16 protein-coding genes are annotated in these 17,670 nt (G+C 40.1%); 6 read left to right on the forward strand and 10 right to left on the reverse strand.

What is annotated here, in order from left to right; genetic code table 11:
- Nucleotides 1-3: 3 nt before the first annotated feature.
- The gene (locus tag ACEYX7_RS02580; RefSeq protein WP_374802195.1) at nt 4-1,320 is read right to left on the reverse strand and encodes an exonuclease SbcCD subunit D; all 1,317 of its coding nucleotides are present in this window, start codon (nt 1,318-1,320) and stop codon (nt 4-6) included.
- A 10-nt stretch (nt 1,321-1,330) separates the two neighbouring features.
- A complete protein-coding gene (locus ACEYX7_RS02585; protein WP_374802197.1) occupies nt 1,331-2,440 on the reverse strand; it encodes a type I glyceraldehyde-3-phosphate dehydrogenase in 1,110 nt (369 codons plus the stop codon).
- A gap of 260 nt (nt 2,441-2,700) precedes the next feature.
- Between ACEYX7_RS02585 and alaS the strand changes: the two genes are divergently transcribed.
- The 4 genes from alaS (at nt 2,701) to csrA (ending at nt 7,785) form a co-directional block, all read left to right on the forward strand.
- Nucleotides 2,701-5,355, forward strand: a complete 2,655-nt coding sequence (alaS, locus tag ACEYX7_RS02590) for an alanine--tRNA ligase (RefSeq protein ID WP_374806524.1) — start codon at nt 2,701-2,703, stop codon at nt 5,353-5,355.
- A gap of 260 nt (nt 5,356-5,615) precedes the next feature.
- Nucleotides 5,616-6,002 (forward strand): hypothetical protein, encoded by a 387-nt coding sequence (locus ACEYX7_RS02595; protein ID WP_374900181.1) that lies wholly within the window; start codon nt 5,616-5,618, stop codon nt 6,000-6,002.
- A gap of 62 nt (nt 6,003-6,064) precedes the next feature.
- Nucleotides 6,065-7,345 carry an aspartate kinase gene (locus tag ACEYX7_RS02600; RefSeq protein WP_374802203.1) on the forward strand — a complete coding sequence of 427 codons (1,281 nt, stop codon included), beginning with the start codon at nt 6,065-6,067 and terminating at the stop codon, nt 7,343-7,345.
- Nucleotides 7,346-7,539: 194 nt separating this feature from the next.
- A complete protein-coding gene (gene csrA, locus ACEYX7_RS02605; protein WP_374802205.1) occupies nt 7,540-7,785 on the forward strand; it encodes a carbon storage regulator CsrA in 246 nt (81 codons plus the stop codon).
- Between the two features lie 106 nt (nt 7,786-7,891).
- On the opposite strand, the gene glnG is transcribed toward csrA, so the two are convergent.
- From glnG to rpoD, 7 genes are all read right to left on the reverse strand, one after another.
- Complete coding sequence (glnG, locus tag ACEYX7_RS02610; protein WP_374802258.1) at nt 7,892-9,466, reverse strand: nitrogen regulation protein NR(I); 1,575 nt, start codon at nt 9,464-9,466, stop codon at nt 7,892-7,894.
- Complete coding sequence (gene glnL, locus ACEYX7_RS02615; protein WP_374802207.1) at nt 9,466-10,581, reverse strand: nitrogen regulation protein NR(II); 1,116 nt, start codon at nt 10,579-10,581, stop codon at nt 9,466-9,468. The genes glnG and glnL overlap by 1 nt, the downstream gene beginning before the upstream one ends.
- Nucleotides 10,582-10,798: 217 nt before the next feature.
- Entirely contained in the window at nt 10,799-11,983 is a 1,185-nt protein-coding gene (locus ACEYX7_RS02620; RefSeq protein ID WP_374900183.1) for an iron-containing alcohol dehydrogenase, read from the reverse strand.
- A 19-nt stretch (nt 11,984-12,002) separates the two neighbouring features.
- Complete coding sequence (locus ACEYX7_RS02625) at nt 12,003-12,551, reverse strand: hypothetical protein (protein WP_374802211.1); 549 nt, start codon at nt 12,549-12,551, stop codon at nt 12,003-12,005.
- 204 nt (nt 12,552-12,755) lie between these two features.
- Nucleotides 12,756-13,433: a lipoyl(octanoyl) transferase LipB gene (gene lipB, locus ACEYX7_RS02630; RefSeq protein WP_374802213.1), complete on the reverse strand. Its 678-nt coding sequence runs from the start codon at nt 13,431-13,433 to the stop codon at nt 12,756-12,758.
- Nucleotides 13,434-13,521: 88 nt separating this feature from the next.
- A complete protein-coding gene (locus tag ACEYX7_RS02635; protein ID WP_374802260.1) occupies nt 13,522-13,809 on the reverse strand; it encodes a YbeD family protein in 288 nt (95 codons plus the stop codon).
- Between the two features lie 114 nt (nt 13,810-13,923).
- On the reverse strand, nt 13,924-15,807 hold the full coding sequence (rpoD, locus tag ACEYX7_RS02640) for an RNA polymerase sigma factor RpoD (protein ID WP_374802214.1): 1,884 nt from the start codon (nt 15,805-15,807) through the stop codon (nt 13,924-13,926).
- Between the two features lie 344 nt (nt 15,808-16,151).
- Here rpoD and ACEYX7_RS02645 point away from each other — a divergent pair, with 344 nt between their 5' ends.
- Together ACEYX7_RS02645 and ACEYX7_RS02650 are read left to right on the forward strand one after the other, a co-directional pair.
- Nucleotides 16,152-16,361 carry a PA3496 family putative envelope integrity protein gene (locus tag ACEYX7_RS02645; protein ID WP_374802215.1) on the forward strand — a complete coding sequence of 70 codons (210 nt, stop codon included), beginning with the start codon at nt 16,152-16,154 and terminating at the stop codon, nt 16,359-16,361.
- A gap of 91 nt (nt 16,362-16,452) precedes the next feature.
- Complete coding sequence (locus ACEYX7_RS02650; RefSeq protein WP_374802216.1) at nt 16,453-16,980, forward strand: YecA/YgfB family protein; 528 nt, start codon at nt 16,453-16,455, stop codon at nt 16,978-16,980.
- A gap of 123 nt (nt 16,981-17,103) precedes the next feature.
- Here ACEYX7_RS02650 and ACEYX7_RS02655 read toward each other — a convergent pair whose 3' ends face one another.
- Nucleotides 17,104-17,520, reverse strand: coding sequence for a hypothetical protein (locus tag ACEYX7_RS02655; RefSeq protein ID WP_374802218.1), 417 nt, complete (start codon nt 17,518-17,520; stop codon nt 17,104-17,106).
- Nucleotides 17,521-17,670: the final 150 nt, after the last annotated feature.

Here is a 17,670-nt window from a genome sequence, read left to right on the forward strand (position 1 = left end):
AGACTAAACTTTTTTATTGCCTTGTTGCTCTTGTAAAGCATGCGTAGCAGGTTCAACCAAACTGTCAAAATCTTGGTAAACCTGTTGATCTGCTGAATAATTTTTTTCCCAAATGGTGCGGAACAATTGTTGCGGTGTCGGGGCAACCATATCAATATCGGTATGTTGCGGTGATTCAGTTTGTTTAATTTGTTTCGATGTACGCTGGATTTTTAATAAGCGATAGCTATCTGGGACAAGGTTATTTTCGATTTTATGGCGTAAATCCAATGGCGTAGGACCTTCGCATTGATATTCCACATAGACATAATCTCGCTGTTGTAGTGGGCGTGGTTGGGATGGTAGCTCGCTTAGTTGTTGTAAAATGTCATCAATTTCACCACGAATATGCAGAATTTCGACCGAACGTGGAATATGTAGGGCATTCATTTCGATACGATGTTCAGTATCTTGAGTTGGGTCGATTTTAACACTAAGCACTTGATGTTGATATTTTTTTTCACTTAAAGACAAAGGAATTGGCGAACCACTATAACGAATATGCGGATATTTGACTTTTTGCGGTTTATGTAAATGCCCTAACGCCACATAATCCACACCATCGCCAAATAGTTGAATTGATAAAGCATCTTCATTGCCAATTACAATCGGGCGTTCTGATTCTGACACTTCACCACCTTGTAAATGGGCGTGTGACATCACAATCAAGGCTTGATGTGGCTGACAAAGATTTCTAGCAGTAGCAATTAGTTGGCTGTGAATGTAAGCAATCGCACTATCATGCTGTTCGGTCTGACGATTAAACCCCGTGATTTCTGCCGAACGTAAATAGGGCAGTGCCACCACCCAAGCGACAATTTGTTGCTCTCGGTTATAAATTGGCACGATTAATTTTTCGGTATTTAAAATTTTTTCAGTTTTGTTTTGGGTATTTTGATGGTTCTCTTTATCATTTGTTTTCTCTTGTTGCGAGGTTTGCCATTCAATCGTGCCAATCGCTTGCGTTTGATATTTGCTTAATAACGGGGCGACTTGTTCAATGCGATAACCCGAATCGTGATTACCGGCAATCATCAAAATTTGTAAATGCGGAGCAATGGCATGAGCCTTGGCAATAAATTCATACAGCTGTTTTTGGGCGTGGGCAGATGGATTGACCGTATCGTAAATATCGCCTGCAATCAGTAGAGCATCAGGTTGTTGCTCGGCAAGCTGTGCAATCAGCCAATTTAAAAATTGCTGGTGTTCAAAATCTCGCGGATAATGAAAAAATAACTGACCCAAATGCCAATCAGAGGTATGAAAAAAATGAACTGCCATGCTTTTGCCCTTATTCTACTATAATTGAGTTAAAACAACAGCTTAAATCCAATAAGCGATTTGCATAGCCCCATTCGTTATCATACCACGCCAGCACTTTGGCATGCTTACCCAAAGACATGGTTTGTAAACTATCGACAATCAAAGAATAAGGCGAATGATTAAAATCACTGGATACCAAAGGCTGATCAGTGACTTGCATAATCTCGGCATAATCTTGGCGAGCGGCTTGATTTAACACTTGATTAATTTGTTCTGCGGTGACGGATTGGTTAAAAATTACACTTAAATCAATCATTGCCACATTAATGGTCGGCACACGAATCGAATAACCATCAATGCGGTCTTGCATATGTGGTAATACTTGTTTTAATGCTGCTAAGGCACTCGATGTGGTCGGAATAATATTATAGCCCGCACTTCTAGCACGACGCAGGTCACGGTGTGCATGGTCGAGTACTGCTTGATCGGTAGTTACCGCATGCACTTCAGTCATCAAGGCACTTTCGATAGCAAAAGCATCATCCAAAATTTTGACCAATGGCACTAAGGCTTGCGTGGTACAAGATACGCTAGAAATAATCTGATGTTCTGGGCGTAGGTCTTGCTGATTGACCCCATAGACAATCGCAATATCTACACTATCAAACGGTGCCGCGCCGATAATGACCCGTTTTGCCCCTGCTTGTAGGTGACGGCTGGCATCTTGGCGAGAGCGGAAAAAGCCTGTACATTCCAAAGCCAAATCAATATTTAAGCTATGCCATGGCAATTGTTCTGGATTTTTTTGTTGATAAATATCAATAATTAAGGGTTCGCTATTTGGATTTTTTTGATGATTTTTATAGATATGAAATTGAGCTACGGCAGTATGATTTTTATCATCTGCGTGTGGTTTAGAATTGTCGGGATAGACCACTTGCACATCAGCAGGAAAGCGTCCATGCGTACTGTCAAACCGTAATAAATGTGCCAAGGTTTCTGCATCGGCAATATCATTAATCGCCACAATCTGTACATCTTCCAAAGCATAGCCTTGCTCGAACCACACGCGCTCAATCCATGCCCGTAAAACATTGCGTCCGATACGTCCAAAGCCATTGATTGCGATACGTTGCATAACGATTTCCCACAAGTCCACATAAAAAACAAAAGCATAGTATAGCGGAACTTGGTGGACAGTTATATTGTTTCAGTAAAAATTTAAGGACGAGATTTCTTTAAAAATCAGATGGCTTGATAAATTATTATGCCTGATGAGAATGTATCGCTAATTTGCAAAGCAATAAAGACGAAAACATAATAAAACTTGGTGCAAGATAAAATTTTCGTTATACTAATTGTCATTTAAATTAACAAGCCCAAAGGTTAAACCTAAAGATGACTACTGCTGTAAAAACATCTGCCGAAATTCGTGAAGCATACTTACAATTTTTTGAAAGTAAAGGACATACCCGTGTTGAGTCTAGCTCGTTAGTGCCAAATAACGACCCGACTTTGCTATTTACCAATGCAGGCATGAACCAGTTTAAAGACTGCTTTTTGGGCTTGGACAAACGTGCTTATACTCGTGCTACCACATCACAAAAATGCGTGCGTGCAGGCGGTAAACACAACGACTTAGACAATGTCGGCTATACTGCTCGCCACCATACTTTCTTTGAAATGTTGGGTAACTTTTCTTTTGGTGATTATTTCAAAACTGATGCGATTCATTATGCGTGGGAATTTTTGACTTCACCACATTGGTTGAACCTACCACAAGACCGCTTATATGTGACCATTTATCACACTGATGATGAAGCCTTTGATATTTGGCATAATGGTGTAGGCATTCCTGCCGATCGTATTATCCGTATCGGTGACAATAAAGGCGAAAAATACGCATCAGACAACTTCTGGGCGATGGGTGATACGGGTCCTTGCGGTCCATGTACCGAGATTTTCTATGACCACGGTGAGCATATTTGGGGTGGTTTACCGGGGACGCCGGAAGAAGATGGTGACCGTTTTATTGAGATTTGGAATAACGTCTTTATGCAATTCAACCGTACAGCAGACGGTGAAATGCATCCATTGCCTGCACCGAGTGTCGATACAGGCATGGGCTTAGAGCGTATCTCTGCAGTATTGCAACACGTTCATTCAAATTATGAAATTGATTTATTTCAACATTTAATTCAAGCCGCTGCCAAGATTGTTGGTACAGATAACCTTGACCAACCGTCTTTACGTGTGGTGGCGGATCATGCTCGTTCATGCTGTTTCTTGATTGCCGATGGGGTGAATCCATCTAATGAAGGACGTGGCTATGTGTTGCGTCGTATCATTCGCCGTGCGGTACGTCATGGCTACAAATTGGGTGCAAATGATACTTTCTTCTATAAAATGTTGCAGCCATTGATTGAAGTGATGGGCGAGGCTTATCCAGAATTGGCAGAACAAAAAGCCCGTATCGAAGCAGCTTTGATTAAAGAAGAAGAACAATTTGCCAAGACTTTGGAACAAGGTTTGAAGTTGCTTGAAGCGGAATTGGCAAACCTAAAAGGCAAAGAAATCCCTGGTGAAGTGGTGTTTAAATTATATGACACTTACGGTTTCCCTGCGGACTTGACTGCGGATATTGCGCGTGAGCGTGAATTAACCATTGATGAAGCGGGCTTTGAGCGTGAAATGAATGCTCAGCGTCAGCGTGCCAGAGAAGCAGGTAAATTTAGCGTTGATTATAATAGCATCATCAAAACCGATGAAATCACGTTCTTTAATGGCTACAGTGCTACGCATCGTCAGGGCAATATCGTTGCCATGTATCGTGATGGTGAGTCAGTAGAAGAAGCTTTTGAAGGCGATGAAGTCTTAGTGATTCTCGATCAAACACCTTTCTATGCAGAAAGTGGCGGTCAGGTGGGTGATACAGGTACTTTAAAAAGCGAAACAGGCATTTTAGAAGTACACGATACACAAAAATCAGGTGCAGCTTTTGTTCATCAATGCGTGGTGACAGTCGGTAAAGTCAGCACCAAGCAAAATGTCGATGCACAAGTACAAGAACAGTTACGCAGTGCGATCATGCGTAACCACTCGGCAACGCATTTATTGCATGCAGCATTGCGTCAAATTTTGGGTACACATGTACAACAAAAAGGCTCATTAGTGGCAAGTGATTTGTTACGTTTTGACTTCTCGCATGACCAAGCCGTGACTTTGGAACAATTGGATGAAATTGAGCGTTTGGTGAATGCTGAAATCATTGCCAATACCGCAGTCACCACTGAAGTGCTTGATATTGAAACTGCAAAAACACGCGGTGCGATGATGCTTTTTGGTGAGAAATATGGCGAAAAAGTCCGTGTATTGACCATGGGTACAGTCAAAGACGAACGCCCATTTTCAGTAGAGCTATGTGGTGGTATCCATGTGGCAAATACGGGTGCAATTGGTTTATTTAAGTTTATTTCAGAAGGTGGTGTAGCTGCTGGCGTGCGTCGTGTCGAAGCTGTGACAGGTATGCGTGCGGTGCAATTAGTACAGCAACAAGAGCAAACCATTCGTCATATCAATGACTTATTGAAAGCCCAAAAAGACCAAACTTTGGATAAAGTCAAAGCCAATGTTAGTCAAGTGACGGCTTTACAAAAACAAATCGAACAGCTCAATCAGAAATTGGCACATGTTCAAGCCGCTGAATTGTTAAGCAGTGTACAAGAGATTGCAGGACGTAAAACCTTAATTGCTGTGGTGGACAATATGGATGCCAACAGTGTACGTCATTTGCATGACAGCGTTAAATCAAAACTTGATGATGCGGTGATTGTTTTGGCAGGTGTTGCCGATGATAAAGTGAGCTTGATTGCATCGGTTGCTAAAGCACATCATGACAAGGTCAAAGCAGGTGATATTATCAAACATCTTGCAGGCTTGATGGGTGGTAAAGGTGGCGGTAAGCCAGATTTAGCCCAAGGTGGTGCAAGCTATAGTGCTGATTTGCCACAACATATGGACGCTTTAACAGCATGGTTGGCTGACAAAGTATAATTTCTCAAAAGCATGGCGAAAAGGCTTGTAAAAGCATTTGTAAGAAGACAGTAAGCTGTCATTATTCTATCGCCAAAACTGTTGTATGATGATTGCATCATAAGTTTAAAATTTAAACTTGTGGTGCAATTTTTTTGAAAAATAAAGTTATTAAATATTGAAATTATAATAATTTTATTTTATGCTTAAAGGCTTGCTTGGAGTATGCTGATGTTAAATAATAAGCGACTTATTGCGTTGTTTATCATGATGTTGGCAATATGCTCATCTATCACTACCAGTCAGGCAGGGCATTTTATATTCTAAATGTGCCTGAAAAAGCGGATGATTATTGCCGTCATATGCCTTTTGATTTTGTCGATGATAAGGTGCGTGCCGATCCAAGTGTTAGGATTATCGTTGAAAAGCCCGTGCAATTGACGTTTAGCCAATCGGGTTGGCGGATATTTCGCCCTGTGACAGGGATGAAAATTACTGCCAATCACCGAGAGATTGCAGCGAATAAGTTATCCGCACGGCAATATCAATATCTGCTTAAGCCCTTGCCCGCAGGACAATTTTATATTTTAGGTGGTGAACTGACATCACCGACCACAGGTTTACGGGTTTGTGTTCAAACGTTGAATACAAACAAAACTCAACCTTAAACGATGAATTTCAAAAAGGTGTTGAATATCGTTTAAGTCGTTTTTATTGCTAAGGAATACCAATGGCACTAATCGTTCAAAAGTACGGTGGTACTTCAATGGGTACACCCGAGCGGATTCTGAATGTCGCTCGTCGTGTAAAGCGTTGGCATGATCATGGTCATCAAGTGGTGGTGGTGGTTTCTGCCATGAGTGGTGAAACCAATCGTTTGTTGGCTTTGGCAAAATCAATTACCGATACGCCAAATCCACGCGAACTCGATCAAATGGTATCGACAGGTGAGCAAGTGACCATTGCCATGTTGGCGATGGCATTGGATTCAATTGGTTTGGATGCCAAGTCTTATACAGGTCGTCAAGTGGCGATTCAGACTGATAGTGCATTTACCAAAGCCCGTATTGAAGCGATTGATACCGACCGTATGCGTGCCGATTTGAACGCAGGTCGTGTGATTGTGGTAGCAGGTTTCCAAGGTGTAGATAGCGAAGGCAATACTACAACTTTGGGTCGTGGTGGCTCGGATACCACAGGCGTGGCATTGGCGGCGGCACTCAAAGCCGATGAATGTCAAATTTATACCGATGTTGATGGCGTATATACCACCGACCCACGTGTTGCCCCAAAAGCCCGTAAAATCGACTGTATTTCTTTTGAAGAAATGCTGGAATTGGCATCATTGGGTTCAAAAGTATTGCAAATTCGCTCAGTAGAATTTGCGGGTAAATATCAAGTGCCTTTACGTGTATTATCAAGTTTTGACAATGACAACGATGGTGCATTTGACGATGAATTTAAACAAAATGTGGGCACATTAATCACGATTGAAGAAGAGGAAAGTATGGAACAGCCAATTATCTCAGGTATTGCATTTACACGTGATGAAGCGAAATTGACTATTTTGGGCGTACCAGATGAACCAGGTGTCGCATCAAAAATTTTGACCCCAATCAGTGATGCCAATATCGAAGTCGATATGATTATTCAAAATATCGAAGAAGATGGCACGACAGACTTTACTTTTACCGTCAATCGCAATGACTTAAGCAAAGCCAAGAAAATCCTTAAAAGTAATGCTGAAGAAATCCGTGCACGTGATATTTTGAGCAATGATAATATCGTCAAAGTCTCTATTGTTGGTGTGGGTATGCGTTCACATGCAGGCGTAGCAAGCCGTATGTTCCGTGCTTTGGCAGATGAAGGCATCAATATCATTCTTATTTCAACTTCTGAAATCAAAATTTCAGTGTTGATTGAAGAAAAATATTTAGAGCTTGCTGTACGTTCTTTGCACACTGCATTTGGCTTAGACCGTGAACACGGCGAAAGTAGTGCGAGAGCATAAAGACAAGACCAAAAAAATAGTGTATGCTATGGCGATAACATTTGATTGTAATACATAAAAAAACGTTGCGAAACGTGTTGCTTGTATTATAATCAAATTAAGTAGATTCAAAAGCAGTGATAATCGCAGTTGTGCAAGTCGGTTATCTCAGGTTTTTGGTTATTGCGTAGTTATCTTAGCAAGGAGGCCTAAATATGCTAATTTTGACTCGTCGTGTCGGTGAAACCTTAATGATTGGTGATCAAGTCAGCGTGACTGTACTTGGTGTTAAAGGCAATCAAGTCCGTATTGGTGTCAATGCACCTAAAGAAGTTTCTGTCCATCGTGAAGAGATTTATCAACGCATTCAGCATGAACGTGCGATGCATGAGCATTTACAACATATGGATGGCGATTTTATGCCTAATTTCAATGATGATTACGGCGACTTTAACCGTTAATTGTGATTGAAAAACCATCAGTAAGCATCTGTACAGCTTATTTGTTGTACAAGAAAGAAAGCATGAAAGTGCTTTCTTTTTTTATTTGAATGTTACCGATCGTGAATCACTCATTACTATTGTCATTCTCCAACCCCAATTCTTTTAATTTTCTTGCCAAGGTGTTACGTCCCCAGCCTAACAGTTGTGCCGCATGTTGCTTACGCCCTTGCGTGTGATTCAACGCTGCATTGAGTAAGACTTTTTCCATCTCAATACTTGCGGTGGTGAGAATATCTTGTTCGCCTTGTGCCAATTGTTGTACTGCCCAAGTCTGTAATTGGGTTTGCCAATCTGCTGATTTTATCGGCATAGATGGTGGATTTATCGCATCATGCTTGCTAGTGGCTATTGCTACATGCTGTAATTCTGCTGGTAAATCATGCATATAAATTTCTTGCCCAGTCACCATCACGGTTAGCCAACGGCAAGTATTTTCCAACTGTCTGACATTGCCTTGCCAAGGTAAAGTTTGTAAATGAGCAATGGTTTCAGGCTGTAGGATTTTGACATCAACATTCATTTCTTTGGCAGCTTGATATAAAAAATACTGTGCCAGTTGAGCAATATCTTCGCTACGCTCAGCCAAACGTGGAATCACTAGACGTATTACATTGAGACGATGATAAAGGTCTTCACGGAATTTGCCTTCTTTAACTAATTTTTCCAAATCCTGATGTGTGGCAGCAATAATTCGCACATTAGCTTTGACAGGCGTATGTCCACCGACACGATAAAATTCACCTGCCGCCAAAACACGCAACAGACGTGTCTGTGCTTCAAAAGGCATATCGCCGATTTCATCCAAAAATAATGTGCCACCATGAGCCTGTTCAAAACGCCCTTGACGCTGTGTATTTGCCCCCGTGAATGCTCCTTTTTCATGCCCAAATAGTTCACTTTCAATCAAATCTTTGGGAATCGCTGCCATATTTAGGGCGATAAAAGCATTATTCTTGCGTGGTGAATGGTGATGCAACGCTTGTGCAACCAGCTCTTTACCTGTTCCTGATTCGCCGTTAATCAGTACCGTAATATGTGACTGCGATAATCGTCCAATCGCACGAAACAAATCTTGCATAGCAGGCGATTCGCCAATGATATTACTATGTTGAAGTAAATCAGTTGCTTTATCTTTTTGATTTTTCTTAGCTTGTGTGGCGGTGGGCGTGTCATTCGGTTGGGACTGTTGCTTTGACAGTTGTTTTGACAAAATGGCACGTTGTACCAAACTCAAGGCTTCATCAATATCAAACGGTTTTGGCAAATAATCAAATGCACCAGTTTGATAACTGGATACAGCAGAATCTAAATCGGAATGAGCAGTCATGATAATGACCGGAATATCAATTTTTTCCGCTTGTAATTTGGCTAAAAAGCTTAAACCATCAAGCTCGGGCATACGAATATCGCTAATGATTGCCCTAGGGATTTGATGTTCATGATTGTTTTTATGATTGTTGTCATGGCTATTTTCTGGCTGTGCGAACAAGTGTTCCAGCTGTTGCCAAGCCAATAGGGCATTTTCAAAACTGCTGACCTGATAGCCTGCATCGCTTAATGTTTGTTCTAAAACCCAACGCATGGTACGGTCGTCATCAATCACCCAAATTTGTGCATTACTGTGCTGAACATCTTGCATCATGCGACGTGCTCCCAAGGTAAAAAAATCGAAAATAAGGTACAACCTGCACTAGACTGGCACTCAATAATGCCCCCGTGTTGGCGGATAATTTGTTCGGCAATGCTTAATCCCAAGCCTGTGCCTTGAGCACGTCCTGTCACCATCGGATAAAAAATAGAAGAAATCAAATGACTTGGAATCCCAATGCCATTATCTTCGATTTCAATTTTTAAAACGCTACGATGTCCTACGCCTTGCAACGTGACCAAGCGTTGTACACGTGTGCGTAAAGTCAGACATGGCATTTGCTGTTGCTGAATAAAAAAATCTTGATGCTCTTGAAAGGCTTGCACCGCATTCATACTGATATTTAATAGCACTTGAATAAGTTGGTCTAAATCAGCATACACTTCAGGTAGCGACAAATCATAATCACGTTTAATCTGCAAGGTCGGATTTTGGCTATGCAGTAAGTCAATCACACGTTCCAAAGCTTGGTGAATATTAATTTGGCTATAATTAGGCAATTGTCTTGAGCCGAGCATGGTGTCGGTGAGTAAAGTCAGGCGATCGACTTCACTTAAGATAATCTCACTAAATTTTTGAATTTTTTCGATATTATCCTGCCGTGCCAGCAGTTGTGTTGCCCCACGAATGCCTGCCAATGGATTTTTAACTTCGTGGGCGACACTGCGTACCAACTGGCGTGCGATTTGATGTTGTTGTTCTTGTAATTCTTCTTTAGAAATTTTCATTAGGCGGTCAATCGGTTGCAATTCAATCAAAAAGAATTGCTGTTGATTGGCATGATCTTCAATAAAATTGACTGTATAATCTACATAACAATCTTTTAAACCAATACTTAAAATCGCTTCACGATGGGTAAAAGCTTGTCCTGTCAGTAAAACTTTTTGAAGGATTTTTTCAAATTTTAAATAATGTTGTGGCGTATCGCTACCTTGCAAACGAATTAACTGCTGTACATGTTGCCCTTGTACATGACCTAAATTAGTTTCAAATAACAACTCACTCGACGCATTCATGTCCACAATGTGATATTCAGTATCTAGTAGCACAATGGCAGTGCTTAAATAATCGAGTAAGTGACTTTGGGATTGATTTATCGTGGGCATATAACAAAAAATATTTAATCAGTAAATAAAGAAGGCAAAGCGTATTACATCATTAAGGTATATGTAGAATATGTACAGCATATATTTGTTTGATTTTAATATTAAAAATCAGCAAATACAAAGCGACATAAATCAGTATCATAAATATTAAATACATTTAAATATGCTTTGCCACAGTCAAAAATTTAAAACTATATTTTAAGAAAAGCGAGGCAAATTACCACGCTTTTTCTAACAATTGCATTAAATCTTGACGTGTAGTTTCTTTAGGATTGAAGATAATTGAACCATCATCAATTGCCCTTTCTACAATAGCGGTAAACTGCTCACGGCTTACTTTTCCTGTTTCTTGTAAGGTTCGTGGCAATTGACATTGGCTATATAAACGATCACGCATTTCTTCAATATAGCGAATGACACGCTCAGCACGTTTATCCATTGGTGTTTGCATATAGATTTCAGCACCTGCTAAAGGCAATAGTAATTCACCAATTTTGTCACCATTGACATCTTTATTATAATCAAGCACATATGGCAAGAATAGGTTCATACATAAGCCATGTGGTAGGTGAGCAACAGCACCTAATGCGTGTCCTAATGCATGCACTAGCCCTACCATCGAATTGGAAAATGCAGCACCAGCCATCGTCGCTGCTTGAGCCAGTGCTAAGCGTGCTTGCTGATGTTGTGGTTGTTCTATTGCCAAGAAAATATGTTCGCTCACCATTTTGATGGCTGCTGTGGCATAGGCATCGCTCATTGGGTTGGCTGCCATACATGTATAGGCTTCGATAGCATGCGTGAGTGCATCCATTGCGGTCATAGCAGTAAGGTGACTTGGCAAGGTTTGCGTCATGCGTGCATCTAAAATTGCGGCATTAGGTAAAAGGAAGTAAGATGCAAAAGCCAACTTTACTTGACGTTCACGATCCGTCACCACCGCAACCATAGTCGCTTCTGAGCCTGTACCTGACGTGGTCGGCACGACAAATAATGGTTTTAAAGCACGAGATAGGCGATGTGCTCCCGCAAATTTCATTAGGTCATCACCACCTTCTGAAACGAGAATATTACTGGCTTTAGCCGTGTCAATCACCGAGCCACCACCAACTGCCAAAATCGCATCGCAATTGCCGTCACGATAACGCTGTGCAACGTGTTTGACCGTATCTAAACTACTGTCTGCTGGCACATCATCAAAAATATCCGCTACCACCACATCAGTCTGAGCAAATGCTTGCTCGATAGGTTTTAGTAGCTGATTTTGGCGTACACCTTTATCAGTAATGATTAAGATACGCTTAGCTCCGAGTGCTTGATATTCAAAAGGAATATGCTCAAGAGCAGCTTCACCTGCAATAATTTTGACAGGACAAAAAAATTCATAATAAGGTTTATTCATCATGCACACTCAAGCTGAATTATTTGAAATAGGATTGAACCATTTTTAGATAAATACTTGAAGATTTCTTCAATTTATCTTTTAAAGTTAATTGGGTTGGATAAGATTTAATGGCAAGATTTGCCAACATTTTTGGTAAAATCAGTGCTTCCATTTTGTTTAGACAACGTACCCAGCGGATAGCGTAGCTGAGATCACCATCAGCGATCATACGGTCATTGGCGAAGGCTTGGGCTGTACTTTCCTGAAAAGAAAATACCAAAAATGCATGCTGTAAGTGTTTGAATGTGATGGTTAAATCTGCTGTAACATCTGTATTGTTTAATTTAATTAATTTTTGGTTTGGTAGAACCTTAAGCATAAATTTTGGTGTTGAAGGATAGACCTGCATACAAAATACCATGCCTACGGGAAAGCCTTTTAGTTCTTGTTGAATTTCTTCATCGACTTGACTAGCAGTGACCAAACCACGTGCGATGACGTCCATCATCAAGGTGACGTATTGACGTTCTATAGTCGGTTTTAATTGGCTAAAATTCACAAATTTTCCTTGATTGGCAACACTCATCGGATTGTAACACAATCATGTGATTTGTATAGTGTGATGTCTTAGCATTTTTACGACGAAATATTAGGTAAGTGTTTTATGCTTTTTTAAAAAAATATTGGTTCGAGAGCAAAAACACTGCGTATTTTGCTCTCGAGTGTATCTAAAATTAAATTTTAAATAAAATCAAATGATTATTCTAAATACAATTACAACAAACGACATTTAAATGGTTTCAAATTGCACTTGTTGATAGATATTTTGTGAAGCAATGTATTGCTGGCACTGTTCGGCAAGTGTTTGGAAAGACAAGTTTTCATTATTCAAATCACACAGACGTACCATTTCCAACCCTGCATAACCACAAGGGTTAATGGTCTGAAAGCCTGTTAATTCACAATTTACATTCAATGCAAAGCCGTGATAACTGCGACCACGACGGATTTTAAAACCGAGAGAACCAATTTTACGTTCACCGACATAGATACCAGGCGCATCTTTTTTGGCATAGCTGTCGATGCCATATTGCTGACACAACCAAATCATCATATTTTCAGCAAAATCGACTAGATCACGCACATGCCATTTTAGGCGGTTTAAATCCAATAAAAAATATACTACCAACTGTCCACGACCATGCCATGTAACTTGTCCACCACGATCAGTTTGCACCACAGGCAAGTCACTCATTGGCATCAAAATATGTTCAGCCTTGCCCGCAATACCTTGTGTCAAAACATCATTATGCTGCAAAATCCAAATCTCATCTTGTGTGTCGCCATCTCGATTGAGCGTAAAATTTTTCATTTGCTCAAAAGTATCGGCATAGTCTTGAGTAGTTGTGAAGTTTTTTATGCTGAGATTTGGTAGAGTCGAGCTGCGAGTATTACGATCTTGAGTCATGGTGATATGTTAAAAAGGTAGAGACGATGGAAACAAATAGTGGATAATAAAAAGCCCTAAAAATCTTTTTTAAGGCTAATTAATCAGATTAGAGTGCAGTCTTAATCAAAGGACAAGCCGCTAAGTCCGCATATAAGGCATGGACTTGCTCAAGCTCAGTAAAATATAACTTTGCAGTGATCGAGTCATATTTACCCGAGCTTGATGCACGGACAGTCAAAGTCTTTTCATCAAAATCAGCAAAATGTTTTTTTAAGATTGCAATTACAGCTTGTCGCAGTTCATCACCAGCTAAGCCAATCAGTTTAATTGGATAATCCATCGGGAAAACCCACAGGTGTTCTTGCAATTCACGAGAAGGCATGCGATCAGTCATCATTTTCATTACCATAATTTCAAAATCTTTATATAAATAAGGGCATCAAATCAAAATTCAATGCCCTACAATCCATCACTTATTCATTGGAAAATTGGAAAAAATATTTTCGCCTTAGTCATTTTCCAAGAATGAACGTAAATGTTCAGAGCGAGAAGGGTGGCGTAATTTACGCAATGCTTTCGCTTCAATCTGACGGATACGCTCACGTGTTACATCGAATTGCTTACCAACTTCTTCCAAAGTATGGTCGGTCGCCATATCAATACCGAAACGCATTTTCAATACTTTGGCTTCACGTTCAGTCAAGTTTTCCAACACTTCACGTGTCGCTTCACGCAAACCTTCCGCAGTGGCAGCATCTACAGGTGAAGTGATGTTAGTGTCTTCGATGAAATCCCCCAAATGCGAATCTTCATCATCACCGATTGGGGTTTCCATTGAGATTGGCTCTTTGGCGATTTTTAGCACTTTACGGATTTTGACTTCGTCCATATCCAAACGTTCGCCCAATTCTTCAGGTGTTGGTTCACGTCCCATTTCTTGCAATAATTGACGCTGTACACGATTGATTTTGTTGATGGTTTCAATCATATGTACAGGAATACGAATGGTACGTGCTTGGTCGGCAATCGAACGAGTAATCGCTTGGCGAATCCACCACGTTGCATAGGTCGAGAATTTATAACCACGGCGATATTCAAACTTATCTACCGCTTTCATCAAACCGATATTACCTTCTTGAATTAAATCAAGGAATTGTAAACCACGGTTGGTATATTTTTTCGCAATCGAAATCACCAAACGCAAGTTTGCCTCAACCATCTCTTTTTTCGCACGGCGAGTCTTGGCTTCACCAACTGCCATACGTTTAGCAATTTCTTTGATTTCACGAACAGACAGACCAAGTTCGTTTTCAATATCAGCGATACGTTGTTGATATAGCAATACGTCATCACGCACTTTTTCTAAGTGTGGCTTGATTTGACTATCCGCTTCAGCGATACGTTGTTCGATCCAAGACATATTTGATTCATTGCTTGGGAAAGTCGTACGGAATACATCACGACTCAAACGACCACGGCGTACACTGTAACGCATAATTTCTTTTTCATTATTACGGATTTGTTCGTGTGTACCACGAATCATCTCTGCAACCAAATCAAACAAACGTGGTGTAAGCTTGAACATCATAAAGATAGATGCCATTGCTTCAAGTTGTTCTTTACCTTTGTCGCTGTGACGACCATGCTTTTGTACGATTGCTTTGGTTTCTTCCCAAATCTGTGCTAATTCAGCAAAACGAATTTTTGCCAATTCAGGATCAGGACCAGAGTCTGCATCGCTATCATCGCTGCTGTCACTGCTTTCTTCGTCATCGTCGTCATCAAGTTTGACATCGACATTGCTTTCGCTGTCTTCTTTGTCTAAAAGTGTTTCATCATCTAATAATTCTGGGATGTCGTCTTCCGACTCAGGATCTAAATAGCCCGATAAAATATCTGCTAAACGACGTTGTGGGTCTTCTACCAAAGTTTCTTGATATTCACTGAGTACCAATTCTACTGTATTTGGCCAGTAAGCAATCGCATGCAATACATCGCGTGTGCCTTCTTCAATACGTTTTGCGATACCGATTTCGCCTTCACGCGTAAGCAAATCTACTGTACCCATTTCACGCATATACATACGCACAGGGTCAGTAGTACGACCAGGCTCACTTTCTACAGATGCCAAAGCCGCAGCAGCTTCTTCTACTGCCACATCGTCACCTGCATCAGGTGCATCTTCCATCATCATGTCATCGGCTTCTGGTGCTTGTTCATGCACTGGAATACCAACGTCATTCAACATCTGAATGATGTCTTCGATTTGTTCGCTTTCAGTTACCGAATCAGGTAAGTGGTCATTGATTTCAGCATAGGTGAGATAGCCTTGTTCCTTGCCGCGACCAATTAATACGGCAATTTGTGATGTTGGGGAATCGATATCGCTCATGGTTACTCACTCTGTTATCAATGGTGTACTTAAATTCAATTTTACATTATAACACAAAAGCATTTTACACGTCAGTAGGGGCGTAGAAAAAGCCAACTTTTGTGGATATAATTTTGTATATTTTTGGTGCTTATTGTCAAAAATCAAGCGTGGTTCATAAAATTAATATTGATAAAAATCATTTCAATGGCATATTTGAATTTAGTTTTTGAGTAAAAAAAATACATAAGATGATTATTTACGCTTAAAAGCTTGACATATTTTGATTTATTGTATAAATAGCCAATGACGATGTTGAAAAAGCATTGTTGTAATTTTTAACCTTATTCAATGAAGAGTATGCCATGAGTAACTCACCAGATTTTGAATTAGATGATAGTTATGTCGATGACGACGTGCCATTTGATGAAAATGCCAGTAAAATTAGTGCCAGAGAATCTCTAGAAAAACGCCGTATTATTGATGATCTATTGGCAGAACGTCGTTTACAGCGTGAACTGAAAGAGCTGGACTACGATTTTGATGATGATTTTGATGATGATAGCGACGACTAATTGATTAAATCCTTTTTTTAGTAGTAAACTTTCTTATTTTAAAAGCATTGACAACCATTGATACATGGGTCGATGTATATACTTGGAATATATGACAATGTTAAATTTAGACCAGCTTAGTGACTATCTTGATGGTGATAACAACCAACATGGCTTAGATTTTGCAGCGACACACGGTTTTTTGTGTGCGATTGCAGTCGGGCCGCAACAAGACAATTGGTTGAATGATTTGTTTGATGGGCAAGTTAAAGCCATTCCGAGTGAGATTGTCAGCCAAGTTAAATTATGGCTGGAAGACATTCGCTCTACACTTGCGAACGAAGAGTTAATCGAATTTCCTTTTGAAATTGAAGAGGCGGATGTTGATTCAAGCTTAGGTGATTGGAGCGTTGGCTTTGTTGATGCGATGTTCTTAAATGAAGAAGCTTGGTTTTTGCCTGAATTGGAAGAGCCTTTGGTTGAGCTGACTTTGCCGATTATGGTGTTTAGTGGTATTGATGAAGAAGATCCACAAATGGAAAGCTTCCGTCGTAATGGGCAATTGATGGATGAATTAGCAGAAGAAATTCCTGATAACTTGACGGAAATTTATTTGCTTTATCATGCACCTGCTGAATAAAGCCTGCTTTAATATTTATGCAAAAAAAGCCATGATTGATGTCATGGCTTTTTCTTACGAGCTAACTAAATGTCTGAAATAAATCAGGATAATTTACATAAACAAACTCAGGTTATTTAAAAATTAAGGACGATACAAAGACAATAATTTCCAACCACTTGGGGTATTCATCAAACGCAGTTGTCCATCTTTAGACATATAGCCACCTTTTACAGCGTCAAACATCGTACCTTCGGGCAGATTTGCACCAAAGATTTCAGCTTGTTGTTTGTCGTCAGATAAAATGGCATAAACTGTTGAACTGGCATCGTTAGGCTTTTGAACACGGATATCGGCAACACGAGAAAGTTGTACACATTGATTTTTAACTACAGACCATGTTTCGCCATGATTCGAGACACAATCATGAATGTCTTTTTGTGCATCAGCCATCGCTGAGTTATTCTTGGGCAAAGCTTGACAACCTACCAATGCGGCACTAGTCAGTATCGCCAGCAACACAGCTTTTTTTACATCAACATTTAACAATAAATTTTTCATGATTGGATCACACTATAAAGATGAACAGAATTTTAAATCTGAAGCTGTACGACCACAAATTATTTTTTGTATAATAGGGTGTGTTGACATACAAAGAAAATCAGTTATTCTGATTATATGAATAGACTAACACTTACTGATGCCCAATGG

The sequence above is a fragment of the Hubeiibacter jixunmingi genome (assembly GCF_041928215.1).
Classification (GTDB): Bacteria; Pseudomonadota; Gammaproteobacteria; order Pseudomonadales; family Moraxellaceae; genus Acinetobacter.

Bases quoted from the DNA above. Each gene is read 5' to 3' on its own strand.
- ACEYX7_RS02585 (WP_374802197.1), bottom strand. From the start codon at position 2,440: ATGCAACGTATCGCAATCAATGGCTTTGGACGTATCGGACGCAATGTT.
- ACEYX7_RS02650 (WP_374802216.1), top strand. From the start codon at position 16,453: ATGACAATGTTAAATTTAGACCAGCTTAGTGACTATCTTGATGGTGAT.
- glnG (WP_374802258.1), bottom strand. From the start codon at position 9,466: ATGCAAGATGTTCAGCACAGTAATGCACAAATTTGGGTGATTGATGAC.
- ACEYX7_RS02595 (WP_374900181.1), top strand. From the start codon at position 5,616: ATGCTCATCTATCACTACCAGTCAGGCAGGGCATTTTATATTCTAAAT.
- ACEYX7_RS02635 (WP_374802260.1), bottom strand. From the start codon at position 13,809: ATGACTGATCGCATGCCTTCTCGTGAATTGCAAGAACACCTGTGGGTT.
- ACEYX7_RS02655 (WP_374802218.1), bottom strand. From the start codon at position 17,520: ATGAAAAATTTATTGTTAAATGTTGATGTAAAAAAAGCTGTGTTGCTG.
- alaS (WP_374806524.1), top strand. From the start codon at position 2,701: ATGACTACTGCTGTAAAAACATCTGCCGAAATTCGTGAAGCATACTTA.
- lipB (WP_374802213.1), bottom strand. From the start codon at position 13,433: ATGACTCAAGATCGTAATACTCGCAGCTCGACTCTACCAAATCTCAGC.
- ACEYX7_RS02625 (WP_374802211.1), bottom strand. From the start codon at position 12,551: ATGAGTGTTGCCAATCAAGGAAAATTTGTGAATTTTAGCCAATTAAAA.
- ACEYX7_RS02580 (WP_374802195.1), bottom strand. From the start codon at position 1,320: ATGGCAGTTCATTTTTTTCATACCTCTGATTGGCATTTGGGTCAGTTA.
- csrA (WP_374802205.1), top strand. From the start codon at position 7,540: ATGCTAATTTTGACTCGTCGTGTCGGTGAAACCTTAATGATTGGTGAT.
- ACEYX7_RS02620 (WP_374900183.1), bottom strand. From the start codon at position 11,983: ATGAATAAACCTTATTATGAATTTTTTTGTCCTGTCAAAATTATTGCA.
- ACEYX7_RS02600 (WP_374802203.1), top strand. From the start codon at position 6,065: ATGGCACTAATCGTTCAAAAGTACGGTGGTACTTCAATGGGTACACCC.
- ACEYX7_RS02645 (WP_374802215.1), top strand. From the start codon at position 16,152: ATGAGTAACTCACCAGATTTTGAATTAGATGATAGTTATGTCGATGAC.
- glnL (WP_374802207.1), bottom strand. From the start codon at position 10,581: ATGCCCACGATAAATCAATCCCAAAGTCACTTACTCGATTATTTAAGC.
- rpoD (WP_374802214.1), bottom strand. From the start codon at position 15,807: ATGAGCGATATCGATTCCCCAACATCACAAATTGCCGTATTAATTGGT.